The organism is Paraburkholderia strydomiana (assembly GCF_046030495.1).
Lineage (GTDB): Bacteria > Pseudomonadota > Gammaproteobacteria > Burkholderiales > Burkholderiaceae > Paraburkholderia > Paraburkholderia strydomiana_A.
Genome location: NZ_JAQQCJ010000003.1, coordinates 54,815 through 67,532 on the forward strand (window position 1 = coordinate 54,815; position 12,718 = coordinate 67,532).

General features: G+C 65.8%; 10 protein-coding genes. 4 read left to right on the forward strand and 6 right to left on the reverse strand.

Features of this window, described 5'->3' with window-relative positions; translation table 11 throughout:
* Window positions 1–49 precede the first annotated feature (49 nt).
* Window positions 50–1,933 (reverse strand): cytochrome c biogenesis protein DipZ, encoded by a 1,884-nt coding sequence (locus PQQ53_RS05500; protein WP_408323392.1) that lies wholly within the window; start codon window positions 1,931–1,933, stop codon window positions 50–52.
* Between the two features lie 44 nt (window positions 1,934–1,977).
* On the reverse strand, window positions 1,978–2,490 hold the full coding sequence (gene msrB, locus PQQ53_RS05505; RefSeq protein ID WP_408323393.1) for a peptide-methionine (R)-S-oxide reductase MsrB: 513 nt from the start codon (window positions 2,488–2,490) through the stop codon (window positions 1,978–1,980).
* 251 nt (window positions 2,491–2,741) lie between these two features.
* Here msrB and PQQ53_RS05510 point away from each other — a divergent pair, with 251 nt between their 5' ends.
* Together PQQ53_RS05510 and PQQ53_RS05515 are read left to right on the forward strand one after the other, a co-directional pair.
* Window positions 2,742–3,491, forward strand: coding sequence for a response regulator transcription factor (locus PQQ53_RS05510; protein WP_408139023.1), 750 nt, complete (start codon window positions 2,742–2,744; stop codon window positions 3,489–3,491).
* On the forward strand, window positions 3,488–4,981 hold the full coding sequence (locus PQQ53_RS05515) for a HAMP domain-containing sensor histidine kinase (RefSeq protein ID WP_408323394.1): 1,494 nt from the start codon (window positions 3,488–3,490) through the stop codon (window positions 4,979–4,981). The genes PQQ53_RS05510 and PQQ53_RS05515 overlap by 4 nt, the downstream gene beginning before the upstream one ends.
* Window positions 4,982–4,988: 7 nt before the next feature.
* Here PQQ53_RS05515 and gabD read toward each other — a convergent pair whose 3' ends face one another.
* On the reverse strand, window positions 4,989–6,449 hold the full coding sequence (gene gabD / locus PQQ53_RS05520; protein WP_408152000.1) for an NADP-dependent succinate-semialdehyde dehydrogenase: 1,461 nt from the start codon (window positions 6,447–6,449) through the stop codon (window positions 4,989–4,991).
* 87 nt (window positions 6,450–6,536) lie between these two features.
* Window positions 6,537–7,820 carry a 4-aminobutyrate--2-oxoglutarate transaminase gene (locus PQQ53_RS05525; RefSeq protein WP_408139019.1) on the reverse strand — a complete coding sequence of 428 codons (1,284 nt, stop codon included), beginning with the start codon at window positions 7,818–7,820 and terminating at the stop codon, window positions 6,537–6,539.
* Window positions 7,821–7,943: 123 nt separating this feature from the next.
* Here PQQ53_RS05525 and pdxR point away from each other — a divergent pair, with 123 nt between their 5' ends.
* Complete coding sequence (pdxR, locus tag PQQ53_RS05530; protein ID WP_408323395.1) at window positions 7,944–9,476, forward strand: MocR-like pyridoxine biosynthesis transcription factor PdxR; 1,533 nt, start codon at window positions 7,944–7,946, stop codon at window positions 9,474–9,476.
* A gap of 30 nt (window positions 9,477–9,506) precedes the next feature.
* On the opposite strand, the gene PQQ53_RS05535 is transcribed toward pdxR, so the two are convergent.
* Both PQQ53_RS05535 and PQQ53_RS05540 read right to left on the reverse strand, forming a co-directional pair.
* The gene (locus PQQ53_RS05535; protein WP_408139015.1) at window positions 9,507–10,343 is read right to left on the reverse strand and encodes an EamA family transporter; all 837 of its coding nucleotides are present in this window, start codon (window positions 10,341–10,343) and stop codon (window positions 9,507–9,509) included.
* A gap of 369 nt (window positions 10,344–10,712) precedes the next feature.
* Window positions 10,713–11,675 (reverse strand): 2-hydroxyacid dehydrogenase, encoded by a 963-nt coding sequence (locus tag PQQ53_RS05540; RefSeq protein ID WP_408323533.1) that lies wholly within the window; start codon window positions 11,673–11,675, stop codon window positions 10,713–10,715.
* Window positions 11,676–11,952: 277 nt separating this feature from the next.
* Between PQQ53_RS05540 and PQQ53_RS05545 the strand changes: the two genes are divergently transcribed.
* Entirely contained in the window at window positions 11,953–12,711 is a 759-nt protein-coding gene (locus PQQ53_RS05545) for an SDR family oxidoreductase (protein ID WP_408323396.1), read from the forward strand.
* The last annotated feature ends 7 nt before the right edge of the window (window positions 12,712–12,718 follow it).

Below are 12,718 nucleotides of genomic sequence, written 5' to 3' on the forward strand. Positions count from 1 at the left end.
TTCCTCGAAAAGTCATTAACGATCGTTGATTGATGACGCGCGGCCGGAATCAGCCGAACGTGAATGCGTATGCCTGCACGCCCGGATCGAGAAACTCGATCGAGAACGTGTGGTCCGCGACATCGCCCGGCTGGCGCACGAGCTGGTAAAGGCGTTGTTCGGTGACCGTGCCGCTGCCGTCGGCGGCACTGTCGGCGCCGTGGGCCGCACCGGGCGCCGCGCCGTCGACGCTCACGCGAAAGCGCACCGGCTTGCCGTCCGTGCCCGGGCCGAGCACCAGATGCAGATCGCGCGCATGAAAGCGATAGACGATGCGCCCGTGCGCCGCCGCGAGATCCGCCTGCTCGGCGCCGACCTTCCACGCGCCGGCCAGTCCCCATTCGTTGACGGTGGGCTGTGACGGCGCCGTGTACGTGCGCACCTTGTCCTGTGCCGCGCCGCCGGGCGACGCGAAATTCTCCGCCCGCTGATAGCCGATGTAGGTTTCCGGCGACTGCAGATCGGCGTTATCCGCCGCTGCCTGCACGCCTTGCGCGCTGGTACCCGCGATGCCGAGCGCGACCTTCTCCGCGCTCGCATGCCCCGCTTCGGCGAGCAGTTGCTGGATCACCTTTTCCGACTCCGCGTAGTCGCCTTCGCCGAAATGGTGGTAGCGGATCTGCCCTTGCGCATCGACGAAATAGTGCGCCGGCCAGTACTGGTTGTTGAAGGCGCGCCAGATCGCGTAGTTGTTGTCGATGGCTACAGGGTAGTCCACGCCGAGGTCGTGCGCGGCCTTCTTCACGTTGTCGATGTTGCGTTCGAACGCGAATTCCGGCGCGTGCACGCCGATCACGACGAGCCCCTGATCCTTGTACTTCTGCGCCCACGCTTTGACGTACGGCAGCGAACGCAAGCAGTTGATGCACGAGTAGGTCCAGAAATCGACCAGCACGACCTTGCCGCGCAGGGCCTGAGTGGTCAGCGGCGGCGAGTTCAGCCACTGAACCGCGCCGTCCAGCGGCGGCAGCGCGCCTTCGACGGGCAACGGCGCCGCGTCGCCCGACGCGGCATGCGTCGCGCGCATCATCGAAGCGGAGGTGTCCACGGCGGTGGCGCTCGTGTCGGCATCGGCAGCAGTCGGGGTGGCGCTGCGCATCATCGCGCCGCCGGCGTCAGCGTTGGTGTCAGCGCCAGCGTCCGCGACGACCGGCTTTGCCCGCATCGCGCCGGGCGAGAGCCGGTCCACGAGTTTCTGTTCGAGACCGCCGGTGGCGACCGTCGATACCCTTGCCAGCACGCCGGTGTCGAGTCCGAGCGAGATCGCCACGACGCCCAGCAGCATCGCCGCGCCGATCCCACGGCGAATCCATTCGCCCGCGCCGAGCGAACGCTTCATCGCCGTGAACACCCGGCCGCCGATCAGCAGCGCCACCGCGAGCGAGGTCGCGGCGCCCGCGGCATAGGCCGCGAGCAACAGCGTCGTGCCGACGCTCGCGCCACGCAGCGCCGCGCCGGTCAGCACCAGCCCGAGGATCGGCCCGGCGCACGGCGCCCACAGCAAGCCGGTCGCGATGCCGAGCAGAAACGACGAACCTGCGCGGACCTGCTGGCCGTCGGCCTGCGCGAAATTCGACAGACGGTTGCCCGCGCTCACGAACGGGCGCATCAGATGATCGGCGAAACGCGGCAGCAGCAGCGTCAGGCCGAACACGGCGAGCAACGCGATGGCGAGCCAGCGGCCATACTGGTTGGCTTGCGTGACCCAGCCCCCGCCGACCGCGGCGAGCGTCGCGACGAGCGCGAACGTGAGCGCCATGCCGGCGAGCAAGGGCAGGCCGCTGCGCACGAAGGGCTGATCGGCGCGCGCGAAAACGAACGGCAGGACCGGCAGAATGCACGGACTGAGGATCGTCAGAGCGCCGCCGAGGTAGGCGAGAACGATGAGTAGCATGGCGATTCCGGACTTGATGGTGGTCGTTCAGTGGGCGTGCCGGATCAGGTGGCAGCCGGTGTAAAGGTCATCGCGACGCCGTTCATGCAGTAGCGCAGGCCGGTCGGCTGCGGGCCGTCGTCGAAGACGTGGCCGAGATGGCCGCCGCAGCGCCGGCAATGCACCTCCGTGCGCGACACGCCGAACGAGCGGTCCTCGCGGGTCGCCACCGCGTGATCGAGCGGCGCCCAGAAACTCGGCCAGCCGGTATGGCTGTCGAACTTCGTGCGCGACGCGAACAGGTCCCGCCGGCAACCCGCGCAAGCGAACACGCCGGGACGATGCTCGTCGTTCAGCGGGCTGCTGTACGGCCGCTCGGTGCCTTCGTGGCGGAGTACGGCATACTGGGCCGGCGTCAGCGACTCGCGCCATTGCGCGTCCGTGCGGATGATTTCGAAGCTTTCACCCGGCGCGGCGCTGTCCGCCGGCGCGGCGGCGAGCGGCCGCCAGCGGCTCGCGGCGGCCAGCGCGGCGAGCGCCGCCGCACCTGAAAAGAAGAAGCGCCTTCTGCTTTGCATGATGAGCCCCTCGATGGGTAATCGCGCGAGGTTGCGCGCGTGTCCTGAAAGTGGCCTCATCGTAGGGCGGCGCCGGTGTCGAAGTCCTCACGAAAAGTTAAATTAAATGTGATAACTCGCCGCCCGAAAATTTTGCACAATGACGGCACGGCCCGCGCCGGCTGAAGCGGTTTTCCGCCTGCGCGCCGAATCCTGCTCCCGCGTGTTCTCCGCGTGTTCCTATATGCTCCCGCAAGCACCCGAACCTTTCCATGGACCAACCAAAGCGCATCCTGATCGTCGAAGACGACGTCGACATCGCCAACGTCCTGAGCCTTCATCTGCGCGATGAACGTTATGAAGTGGTGCACAGCGCCGACGGCAACGAAGGGCTGCGCCTGCTGGAGCAAGGCGGCTGGGACGCGCTGATCCTCGATCTGATGCTGCCCGGCGTCGATGGTCTGGAAATCTGCCGGCGCGCGCGGGCAATGACGCGTTACACGCCGATCATCATCACCAGCGCGCGCTCGAGCGAAGTGCACCGCATTCTCGGCCTCGAACTCGGCGCCGACGACTACCTCGCCAAGCCGTTCTCCGTGCTCGAACTGGTGGCGCGCGTGAAGGCGCTGCTGCGGCGCGTCGAAGCGCTCGCGAAGGATTCGCGCGTCGACGCGGGCACCCTGCAGATCGCCGGCCTGACGATCGATCCGCTCCCGCGCGAGGCCGCGGTCGACGGCAAGCCGATCGAACTGACGCCGCGTGAATTCGACCTGCTGTATTTCTTCGCGCAGCATCCCGGCAAGGTGTTCTCGCGGATGGATCTGCTCAACGCCGTGTGGGGTTATCAGCACGAGGGTTACGAGCACACGGTGAACACCCATATCAACCGCTTGCGCGCGAAGATCGAGGCCGATCCGGCCCAGCCCGAGCGCATCCTCACCGTCTGGGGACGCGGCTACAAGCTGGCCGTGACCGGCGGCGACGCGCCGGCGCAGGCCGCCACGCACAAGGACGCGCCGTGAATCTGACGCTGACCCAGCGGCTCTCGCTCGTTTTCTCCGTGCTGTTGCTCGCGTGTTGCGGGGCGTCGGCGTGGCTGCAGATCCGTTCGAGCGATCTGCACGAAAAAGAAGTGGTGCAGAGCCTGTCGAAAAACCTCGCCGACCATATCGCGCACCGCACCACGCTGATGGACGCGAGCGGTCTGCGGCCCGACGCGGTGCGCCAGTTGTTCGGCCAGTTGATGATGGTCAATCCGAGCGTCGAGGTTTATCTGCTCGACAACCAGGGGCGCATCGAAGGCGACGACGCGCCCGCGGGGCACGTCAAGCGCGAGCAGGTGGACCTGACGCCGATCCGGCGCTTCATCGCGGGCGATGCGTTGCCGATCGTCGGCGACGACCCGCGCAGCGTCGACGGCAAGAAGGTGTTCAGCGCCGCGCCGCTGCAAACGAACGGGCAGCCGCCGTCCGGCTACATCTACGTGGTCCTGCTCGGTGAAGAGCACGACGCGCTCGCCGCGCGAGTCGCGGCCAGTTCGGTGCTGCGCACCACGTTGTGGTCGATGGCGCTGGTCGCGGCGCTGGGGTTGCTCGCGGGCTTGACCGCGTTCGGCTTGATCACGCGGCCGCTGCGCCGTCTCACGGAGGCGATGCGCCGCTTCGACGCGGACGGCGCGCCGGACGTGCAGCCGAGCGTGCCGCGCTCGGCGCCGGCCGGACAGCGCGACGAAATCGCCGTGCTCGAAACGACTTTCGCGCAGATGGCGCGGCGCATCGGCGACCAGTGGCGCGCGCTGACGCGGCAGGACCAGCAGCGGCGCGAACTGATCGCGAATATCTCGCACGATTTGCGCACGCCGTTGACGTCGCTGCACGGCTATCTGGAGACGCTGTCGCTGAAGGCCGACTCGCTCGGCGAACCAGAGCGCTCCCGTTATCTGGCGATCGCGCTCGCGCAGAGCGTCAAGGTGGGGCGGCTCGCACAGACGCTATTCGAACTGGCGCGGCTCGAACACGGCAACGTGCAGCTGGTGCTCGAACCGTTCTCGCTGGTCGATCTGGTGCAGGACGTATTCCAGAAATTCGAGTTGCCCGCCGAGGCGCGGCATATCCGCTTGCGGGCAGGCATTCCGCCGCGCCTGCCGAACGTGTGCGCCGATCTGGGGATGATCGAGCGTGTGCTGACGAACCTGCTCGACAACGCGATTCGCCACACGCCCGCCGAAGGCGCGATCGACGTCGATCTGGCTTACAAGGACGGCAAGGTGGAGGTGAGCGTCAGCGATACCGGACCGGGCATTCCGGCGGCGCAGCGCGAGGGTTTGTTCGAGCGTCCGTTCAGCGCGAGCGGCGCGCATCGTGGCGGCGGGCTCGGCTTGCTGATCGTGCAGCGCATGCTGCAACTGCATCACAGTCAGATACGTTTGCTCGATCGGGATGGACCGGGTACGACGTTCCGCTTCGAACTGCCGACGGCGGATCAACCGAGCGCCACCGGCGCCCGGTTCTAACCCGCGTTCAGATGCCGCCGACGCACAGGTACTTGATGACCACGTAGTCGTCGATACCGTAGTGCGAGCCCTCGCGGCCGAGGCCCGATTGCTTGACGCCGCCGAACGGCGCGACTTCGTTCGAGATGAGTCCGGTATTGATGCCCACCATGCCGTATTCGAGCGCCTCGGCGACGCGCCACACGCGGCCGATATCGCGGCTGTAGAAATACGATGCGAGGCCGAACTCGGTGTCGTTGGCGAGGCGGATTACTTCGGCATCCGATGAAAAGCGGAACAGCGGCGCGAGCGGCCCGAAGGTCTCGTCGCGCGCCACCTTCATGGCCGGCGTGACATCGGCGAGTACGGTCGGCTCGAAGAAGCCGTGACCGAGCGCATGACGCCGGCCGCCGGTGACGACACGCGCGCCTTGCGCGAGCGCGTCTTCGATATGCGACTCGACCTTGCGCACCGCCGCTTCGTTGATCAGCGGACCTTGCGTGACGCCGTCTTCGGTGCCACCGCCGACCTTCAATTGCTCGACGGCGACGCGCAGTTTTTCGGCGAACGCGTCGTAGACCTTGTCGTGCACATAGAAGCGATTCGTGCACACGCAGGTCTGGCCGCTGTTGCGATACTTCGATGCGATCGCGCCGGCCACCGCGGCATCCAGATCGGCGTCGTCGAACACGATGAACGGCGCGTTGCCGCCCAGTTCGAGCGACACCTTCTTGACCGTCGGCGCGCACTGCGCCATCAGCAGACGGCCGACCGGCGTCGAGCCGGTGAACGACAGTTTGCGCACGACCGGGTTGCCGGTCAGTTCCGCGCCGATCGCTTTCGGCTCGCCGGTCACGACGTTGAACACGCCGCGCGGCACGCCCGCGCGCTCGGCCAGCACGGCGAGCGCGAGCGCGGAGAGCGGCGTGGCCTCGGCCGGTTTGACGATGATCGGACAGCCTGCCGCCAGTGCCGGTCCGACCTTGCGGGTGATCATCGCGGCGGGGAAGTTCCACGGCGTGATCGCCGCGCAGACGCCGACCGGTTCCTTCGTCACCACGATGCGTTTGTCGCTCGCGGGCGTGGGAATGGTGTCGCCGTTCACGCGCTTGCCTTGTTCCGCGAACCATTCGAGAAACGATGCGGCGTAGTGGATTTCGCCTTTGGCTTCGGCGAGCGGCTTGCCTTGCTCGGTGGTCAGGATCAGCGCGAGATCGTCGGCGTTCTCCAGCATCAGGTCGTGCCATTTGCGCAGGATCGCGGCGCGCTGTTTGGCGGTGAGGGCGCGCCATGCAGGCCACGCGGCGTTGGCGGCGTCGATCGCGCGGCGGGTTTCCGCCGTGCTCATCTGCGGCACCTTCGCGATGGTTTCGCCCGTTGCCGGGTTGTCGACGTCGAACGTCGCGCCGTTGTCGGCGCTTTGCCATTCACCCGCGATGTACGCGCGCGTTTGCAGCAGAGTCGGGTCTTTCAGGGGCAAAGTGGTCATCTGTCGTTTGCTTTCGTGGTGAGCGTGTCGAGTCAGGTTGTCATGCGGAGACTGGAAAAGGCCTTGAAGCAGGCCTTGAAGCCGCCGTTAAACCGCCACCGCCACGCTTTCCTTCAACACGTCTTCGAGAATCGCCATCGCTTCGTCGAACACGGTGTCCTGAATCGTCAGCGGGAACAGGAAGCGCACCACGTTCGAGTAGACGCCGCACACCAGCAGCAGCAACCCGCGTTCGAGCGCGCGCGCCTGCACGCGCTTCGTGAAGTCCGCGTCCGGCTCCGTGCCGCCCGGCTTGCAGAACTCGACCGCCACCATCGCGCCCGGCCCGCGCACGTCGGCGATCTGCGGCACGTCGCGTTGCAGCGCGTTCAGCTTCGCCTTGACGCGTTCGCCGAGCACCGTGGCGCGCTCGCACAGCCGCTCTTCGTCGATGATGTCGAGCACCGCGTGCGCCGCCGCCAGCGCGAGCGGATTGCCCGCATAGGTGCCGCCGAGACCGCCCGGCGCGGCCGCGTCCATCACGTCGGCGCGGCCGACCACGCCCGACAGCGGCATGCCGCCCGCGAGGCTCTTGGCCATCGTCATCAGGTCGGGCACCACGTCGTAGTGATGCATCGCGAACAGCTTGCCGGTACGGGCGAAACCGGTCTGCACTTCATCGGCGATCAGCAGGATGCCGTGCTCGTTGCACAGCTTGCGCAACGCGCGCACGAACTCGACCGGCGCGGGATAGAAACCGCCTTCGCCCTGCACCGGTTCGAAGATGATCGCGGCCACGCGCTTCGGATCGATGTCGGCCTTGAACAGGAATTCGATGGCCTTCAGCGAGTCGGCGGTGCTCACACCGTGCAGCGGATTCGGGAACGGCGCATGGAACACGTCCGACGGGAACGGCCCGAAGCCGCTCTTGTACGGCGCGACCTTGCCGGTCAAGGCCATGCCCATCAGCGTGCGACCGTGGAACGCGCCGGTGAACGCGATGACGCCCGGCCGGCCGGTGGCGGCGCGGGCGATCTTGATCGCGTTTTCGACGGCTTCGGCGCCGGTCGTGAAGAAGGCGGTCTTCTTCGGATAGTCGCCCGGCGCGCGCTGATTGATCTTCTCGGCCAGTTCGACATACGACGCGTACGGCACGATCTGATACGCGGTGTGCGTGAAATGATCGAGCTGGTCGCGAATCGCCGCGACGATCTTCGGATGACGGTGGCCGGTGTTGCACACCGCGATGCCCGCGGCGAAGTCGATGAAGCGGCGCCCCTCGATGTCCCACAGCTCCGCGTTCTCGGCGCGCTCGGCATAGAAATCGCACATCACGCCGACACCGCGCGGCGTGGCGGCGTCCTTGCGGCTCTTCAGTTCGGCATTCTTCATGGTCATCTCCTTCGCTCCCGGTTTTTCGCGGACGCCTCGCCCACGGCGCGGCACATGCAGCGACTATAATGAGATTTGGCCCTTAACTTCAGAGCCATTTCAATAAAAATGTAGGAGCCAATCATGCGCACGAGCGTGCTGTCGGACTGGCTGGCGCAGCGTCTGGACCGGGGCAACGGTCAGCCGATCTATCGCCAGTTGCACCGGCTGTTGCAGCAGGCGATCCTGTCGCGCGAATTGCCGGCGGGCAGCAAGGTGCCGTCGTCGCGGCTGCTCGCGCAGGAATTGGGCATCGGGCGCAATACCGTCACGCAGGTGTACGAGCAACTGGTGCTCGAAGGCTACGTCAGTTCGGCGACCGGGCGCGGCACGTTTGTCGCCGATAGTGCGCCGGACGAGATCGTCGGCGCGCCCGATGCCGACCCGGCGCAGGCGCGCGGTGCGGCTTCGACACCAGCCGGCGCAGCGTCGCCATTGCCGCAGCCCGCGACGCGCGCGCTGTCCACGCGCGGCGCGCGGCTGATCGCGGGCGCGGGCGTGTCGAAGCGTCAGTGGGGCGCGTTCATGCCGGGTGTGCCGGACGTCACGAAGTTTCCGGCACGCGTGTGGAGCCGTCTGCACAACAAGTACTGGCGCAGGCTGCGCCCGGACCTGCTCACTTACGCGCCGGGCGGCGGGCTGCCCGCGCTGCGTCACGCGCTGGCCGACTATCTGCGCACCTCACGCTCGGTGCGTTGCACGCCCGAGCAGATCATCATCACGACCGGGATTCATCAATCGGTCGATCTTGCCGTGCGCCTGCTGTCCGATCCGGGTGACGTGATCTGGACCGAAGACCCGTGTTACTGGGGCGTGCGCAGCGTGCTGCATGTGTCCGGCCTGCAGTCGCGGCCGATTGCCGTCGACGTCGAAGGCATCGCACCTTGCGCCGACGATCTCGCGCAGCCGCCCAAGCTGATGCTCGTCACGCCGTCGCATCAGTATCCGCTCGGCATGGTGATGAGCCTCGCGCGGCGGCGCATGTTGCTCGAATATGCGCGGCAGCATCAATGCTGGATCATCGAGGACGACTACGACAGCGAGTTCCGTTATGGGAGCCGGCCGCTCGCGTCGCTGCAAGGGTTGGATACGTCGGGGCAGGTGATTTATGTGGGCAGCTTCGGCAAGACGCTGTTTCCGGGGTTGCGCATCGGCTATCTGGTCGTGCCGGAGGCGCTCGCGGAGAGCTTCGCCACGGCGAGCGCGGAGCTGTATCGGGAGGGCCAGTTGCTGCAACAGGCGATGCTCGCGGAGTTCATCGCCGAGGGGCATTTCACGTCGCATATTCGCAGGATGCGCACGCTGTATGGACAGCGGCGGCAGACATTGCTCGACGCCGCGTCGAGGCGTTATGGCGATGCGTTGCCGGCGGTGGGCGGTGATGCCGGTCTGCATCTGGTGATGCAGTTGCCCGAGGGCAGCGATGATCGCCGCGTGGCGGCCGCCGCACTGGAGCGCAATATCATCGTACGGCCGTTGTCGGGGTATTACGCGCAGCCGTCGCTGGCGCCATCGGGGTTGCTGATCGGCTATGCGTGTGTGCCGGATGAAGAGATCGCGCCGGCCTTCGACACGCTCGCCGAGGCGATCGACGCGACACTGCCGCAGTTTGCGTGAGGGTGGGGCGCCACGCATCGCCGACATCCGTCATATCCGTATCAACACAGCGCCGAGCGTCACCAGTGCGCACGCCACGATGCGCCGCGCGGTCAGCTTCTCGCGCATGAACAGCCAGCCGATCAGCACCGCGAAGATCGAACTCAACTCGCGCAGCGCCGAGACCATCGCGATCGGCAGATAGCGGTAAGCCTCGATGATCAGGCAATACGCCGCCAGCGCGAGCACGCCCGCCGTGATGCCCTTGAGCACGACCGTCCGGCCGATGAAGAGCCCCTTGGCGCCGCCGCGCCAATGCCAGGCGAGCAGAAACTGCGGGATGTTCCAGATCAGATAGACCCACATGATGTAGCTCAGGCCGTTGCCCGCTACGCGCGCGCCGATGCCGTCGACCACCGAATACGTGGAGATGAAGAGTCCGGTCAGCAGCGCGAACGGCACGCTCTCGCCGGAAAAGCGCATGCCGCGGCGAAACGCCAGCGAGACGATGCCGAGCGACACCAGCGCCACCCCGATCGCCGCCAGCGGCTTGAGCGCCTCGTTGGCGAACACCAGCGCGCCGACGAACACGAGCATCGGCGACAGGCCGCGCGCAATCGGATAGATCTGGCCGAAGTCGCCGCTTCGGTACGCCCGGATCAGCGCGAGCAGATAGCCGCACTCCAGCAAGGCCGACGCGAAGATAAACGGCCATGCCGCCGGCGCGGGCATCGGCAGCACGATCACGCCGATCGCGCTGATGACCACATACGGTATCGCCATCATGCCGAGCACCCAGATGCGGTCTTCGGAGAGATGCAGAAACGCGTTCCAGGTGGCGTGAAGCAGCGCGGAGAACAGCACCAGCAGGACGACAAAGGGTTCCATCGACTACCAGGGAAGGAGGAGGAAAGACCGGGAGCCCGGCCGCAAGCCCGTGATTATTCCAGCAGAACGCCGGAATGAAGGAGTGGACGACTAAAGCGAAGGGGCTTTATGTGGAGAAACGCGGCGATTTATGGCGTGAGATAAGGTGAGGCTGCGGGGTTGCGGGGCAGTTGGTGCTGCCGTGCGGCGGCGGCGGTGGCGGCGAGCTGAGCGGAGGTTGGCGAAGCTCGCGCCGCGCCTTGCCCGCGCCGCTTCACCGGAGCGCCTGCGCCGCCGTCGCTAACGACTGTGGCTTGCGGTTGGCGAGTGGTCGAAGAATGTTCTCGCCACTCGCGCATTGTGGGCTCTGATCCGTAGAGATGCCTGGTCTCAGACCGGGTTCAAGGCGGCCCGCCCATCCAGCACCGCCGCGACATTGTCCAGCGCCGTAAAACCCATCTGGTCGCGGGTCTCCATCGTGGCGCTGGCCATATGGGGCGTCAGGAATACGTTGTCGAGTTCTGCGAAGCGCTTGTCGACATTGGGCTCGTTCCGGTAGACGTCCAGACCCGCGCCGAACAGATGCCCCGACGTCAGCGCTTCATGGAGCGCATTTTCGTCCACCAGCCCGCCACGCGCCGCGTTGACGAATACCGCGCCCTTGGGCAGGCGTTGGAACTCTTTGTTCGTCATCAGCGGGACACCGCCGCCCGGCACGTGCAGCGTCAGCACCTGGCAGTGCGGCAGCATGTCGTCGAGGCTCGCGTAAAACGCCGCGCCATTTTCCAGCGACGCCGGCGCGCGGCTGATGTCCGTGTAGATCACGCGCATGCCGAAACCCTGCGCACGCTTCGCAACCGCCCGGCCGATGCGCCCGAATCCGACGATGCCGAGCGTCTTGCCATTCACCCGCGTACCGAGCATCTCGGTCATGCCGAACGATTTGCCCCAGCCGTTACGCATGATTCGCTCGTATTCCGACGCGCGGCGGCAGGCCGCCAGCACGAGCAGCATGGAGAAATCGGCGGTGCATTCGGTCAACGCGTCGGGGGCGTTGGTGACGACGATGCCTCTTTCGCGGGCGGCGGGCACATCCATGTGATCGAAGCCTGCGCTCGCGTTCGCGATGATCTTGACCGTCGAGGGCAGTGCGGCAATGTGTTCCGCCTGCAAACCGGACTTTTTACCGATCAGTACGGCCGGCACCTCGTGCTTCTTGCAAAAGTCGACGACAGACCACGAGTCCATATCGGACTCGGTCACGAAGGCATGGAATTCGGTCTCGGCGCGATTCGCCACGGCTGTGGGGACCTTACGCGCAATCAACAGCCTGGTGCGGTGATTTTCCGGCATGGTTTTTCCTTGGATGAACAGACGTCGAGAGACTACGAAACCGCGGACGAGGCCGTCAATGTTGATTCGATGAATCAACTTATCGAACGTGATTCGTCTCCTGTTCGCCGCGACGTACCCTGCGGCTCGCTGCCGGCAACGTGCGCATCAGGAAAACCCTAATGCGGTCCCCATCGGTAGGGCGCTCAGATGTTGATTCAATGAATCAAGATTGCTCGCCCCTGACGTGGATGCAACTCTCTTTCCATGTTCAATTGAATTGTCGGGAGGAAGTGAAATGCCTGCATCGAAGAAGTTCGCCGCTGTGACGGGCGCCGGCTCCGGTATCGGCCGCGCTGCCGCCGTGGCGCTCGCGCATGCCGGATTCGCTGTCGCGCTGATTGGGCGCAGAGCCGAGCCGCTGCTGGAAACGAAGGAAACAATCGGTATGGCCGGTGGAGAAGCACAAGTATTTCAGGCCGACGTTGCCGATGCGGCATCGGTCGAGCACGCGTTTTCGCGAATCGCCCAGGCATTCGGCCGGCTCGACGTGCTTTTCAACAACGCGGGCCGTAACGCGGGGGCCGTGCCGCTCGAAGACTACGAAGTCGATTTCTGGAACGATGTCGTGGCCACCAATCTGACCGGCGTCTTCTTGTGCGCTCAGGCCGCCTATCGCTTGATGAAAGCGCAATCGCCTCAAGGCGGACGCATCATCAACAATGGATCGATCTCCGCTCATTCGCCCAGGCCGCATACGATCGCCTATTCAGCCACAAAACATGCGGTCACCGGCATCACTAAATCGATCGCGCTGGACGGACGTGCATTCAACATCGCCTGCGGCCAGATCGACATCGGCAACGCGGCCACCTCACTCACGGAACGCATGAATCGCGGCGTACAGCAGGCGGACGGCCGCATGGCGCCTGAAGCGAGAATGGATGTGACGCACGTTGCGAATGCGGTCGTTCATATGGCCAGTCTTCCGCTCGAAGCGAATATGCTCAACATGACCATCATGGCGAGCGCGATGCCGTTCGTCGGCCGCGGATAAGTTGACC

What these genes read in the sequence shown, in the direction of transcription:
- PQQ53_RS05500 (WP_408323392.1), bottom strand. Translation starts at nt 1,933, where the DNA reads ATGCTACTCATCGTTCTCGCCTACCTCGGCGGCGCTCTGACGATCCTC.
- msrB (WP_408323393.1), bottom strand. Translation starts at nt 2,490, where the DNA reads ATGCAAAGCAGAAGGCGCTTCTTCTTTTCAGGTGCGGCGGCGCTCGCC.
- PQQ53_RS05510 (WP_408139023.1), top strand. Translation starts at nt 2,742, where the DNA reads ATGGACCAACCAAAGCGCATCCTGATCGTCGAAGACGACGTCGACATC.
- gabD (WP_408152000.1), bottom strand. Translation starts at nt 6,449, where the DNA reads ATGACCACTTTGCCCCTGAAAGACCCGACTCTGCTGCAAACGCGCGCG.
- PQQ53_RS05525 (WP_408139019.1), bottom strand. Translation starts at nt 7,820, where the DNA reads ATGAAGAATGCCGAACTGAAGAGCCGCAAGGACGCCGCCACGCCGCGC.
- pdxR (WP_408323395.1), top strand. Translation starts at nt 7,944, where the DNA reads ATGCGCACGAGCGTGCTGTCGGACTGGCTGGCGCAGCGTCTGGACCGG.
- PQQ53_RS05535 (WP_408139015.1), bottom strand. Translation starts at nt 10,343, where the DNA reads ATGGAACCCTTTGTCGTCCTGCTGGTGCTGTTCTCCGCGCTGCTTCAC.
- PQQ53_RS05540 (WP_408323533.1), bottom strand. Translation starts at nt 11,675, where the DNA reads ATGCCGGAAAATCACCGCACCAGGCTGTTGATTGCGCGTAAGGTCCCC.
- PQQ53_RS05545 (WP_408323396.1), top strand. Translation starts at nt 11,953, where the DNA reads ATGCCTGCATCGAAGAAGTTCGCCGCTGTGACGGGCGCCGGCTCCGGT.